General features: G+C 71.9%; 2 protein-coding genes and 2 pseudogenes. All 4 read left to right on the forward strand.

What is annotated here, in order from left to right:
- Positions 1 to 42 precede the first annotated feature (42 nt).
- The gene (locus ACLEQD_RS42720) at positions 43 to 204 is read left to right on the forward strand and encodes a hypothetical protein (RefSeq protein WP_410391698.1); all 162 of its coding nucleotides are present in this window, start codon (positions 43 to 45) and stop codon (positions 202 to 204) included.
- Between the two features lie 78 nt (positions 205 to 282).
- Positions 283 to 872 (forward strand): annotated as a pseudogene (locus tag ACLEQD_RS42725) (RNA polymerase sigma factor).
- Positions 869 to 1,375 (forward strand): hypothetical protein, encoded by a 507-nt coding sequence (locus ACLEQD_RS42730; protein ID WP_410391699.1) that lies wholly within the window; start codon positions 869 to 871, stop codon positions 1,373 to 1,375. The pseudogene ACLEQD_RS42725 and the gene ACLEQD_RS42730 overlap by 4 nt, the downstream one beginning before the upstream one ends.
- An 8-nt stretch (positions 1,376 to 1,383) precedes the next feature.
- Positions 1,384 to 1,770 (forward strand): annotated as a pseudogene (locus ACLEQD_RS42735) (hypothetical protein); the annotation flags it as partial.

Below are 1,770 nucleotides of genomic sequence, written 5' to 3' on the forward strand. Positions count from 1 at the left end.
GGCGAACTCGGGTGATCGGAGCGCCCGCGCCGGCCGCGCGGCGTGGCGACCTCACGGCCTGCCGCGCCGGAGCCGGAGATTCCGCTGGGCTTCCGGGCGAAGCAGAAGCAGCGCAAGCAGGTGAAGGCCGAGAGCCGGGCGGAAAAGGCCGAAAAGCAGCGCCTGGCCGCCGCCAAGTCCGCGAAAAAACAGAAGCGGAAGTGATGCTCGGGGGCAGCGCAATGGTCTTTTGCCCTGCTCGTAATCCAGGGCGTGACCGCTCTTGCCCTCGACTCGCTCCCCATGGCCATCGGAATGCTGATGGCTGAGGACGCCGCCCCGCTCCCCTGGAAGGCGGACGTGCAGGCCGCCCGTAAGGGAGACCCGTCCGCTTTCGAAGCGCTCGTTCGCAGCGTGCAGCGCCCGGTGTACGGCCTGGCGCTGCGCCTGTTGCAGAGCGAGGCGGAGGCCGCGGAGGTCGCGCAGGAGGCCCTCCTGCGCGCGTACCAGAACCTGCACCGCTACGACGACGCGCGCCCGTTCGACCTCTGGGTGCTCGCCATCACCCGCAACCTCTGCCTGGACCTGCTCCGCCGCCGCACCAAGTGCGCACCGAGGAGCTGGAGCCCATGAAGGAGGTGCTCCCCAGCGCCGACGTGTCCCAGCTGGACGGGGCCATCGCGCGCGAGGAGCGGCAGTCGCTGGAGGCCGCCATGGAGACGCTCTCCGTGGACGACCGTGAGGTGCTGGCCCTCTATTACGTCCAGAAGCGCACCACGAAGGAGATCGCGCAGATCATGGGCTGCGCGCCCGGGACCATCATGGCCCGCCTGTTCCGGGCCCGTGAGAAGCTTCGCAAGAAGATGACGCCCGTTGAGGAGGAGACGCGATGACCCCGACCCCCTGCCCCGACCTGGAGGTCCTCTTCGCGGAGCTGGAGGCCGGTGAGGGCCCCGCCCTGGATCACGCCGCGGAGTGCGAGGCGTGCGCCGCCCTGATGGAGGACCACCGCCTGCTGGAGCAGGACCTGTTCCGGCTGGCGGATCCGCTGCCGCCCCCGTCGCTGGTCGTCAACGTGATGGCCCGCGTCGCGGAGAGCCCCGTGCCCCAGCGCCGCGAGGTGTGGACGGGCCTCTGCATCCTGCTGACGTCGCTGGGCGTGGGGCTGGGCTTCCTGTTCACCAATGACAGGGCGCTCGGCCGCATGGGCACCGCGTTCGCGTCCAGCGTGACGGGCTCCCGCGCGTTCGTGGAGGGCCTGTTCAGCGGCGCGCACGCCCTGTGGAGCACCGCGGGGCTGGCGGTGGCCTGCTTCGTCGCCGTCGTCGTGTTCTCGTCGCTGTTCGGCCTGAAGCGCCTGGTCGGCTCCCCTCCCCCGTCCCTCTCCGAAGCCTGAGCGTGCCCATGAAGATCCTCCCTCGCCTGCTGCTTCCGACCCTCCTCCTCGGCGCTCCCCTGGCGCTCGCGGAGGGCGCCCCGGCCCCCTCGGCCCCGGCCGCCGCTCCGGCCGCCCGCACCATCGACGTGAGCTTCCGCGGCTCCCTGCGCGACGCGCTGAAGACCATCGCGGAGAAGGGCGGCCTGAACCTGGTCGTCACCGGCGACCTGGACGTCCCGTCCGAGGTGCGGCTGCGCGGCATCAGCGCCGAGCAGGCCCTGCGCACCGTGGCCCGCGCCTACTCGCTCCACCTGGAGCAGGACGGCTCCATCTTCACCCTGCGCCCGCTCACGGCGAAGGAGAAGGAGTCCGGCGCCACGGCCACCCTGCCCGCGCCGCCCGCGCCCCCGGTC

Origin of the sequence: Corallococcus sp. 4LFB (genome assembly GCF_046520365.1) — a bacterium.
Lineage (GTDB): Bacteria > Myxococcota > Myxococcia > Myxococcales > Myxococcaceae > Corallococcus > Corallococcus caeni.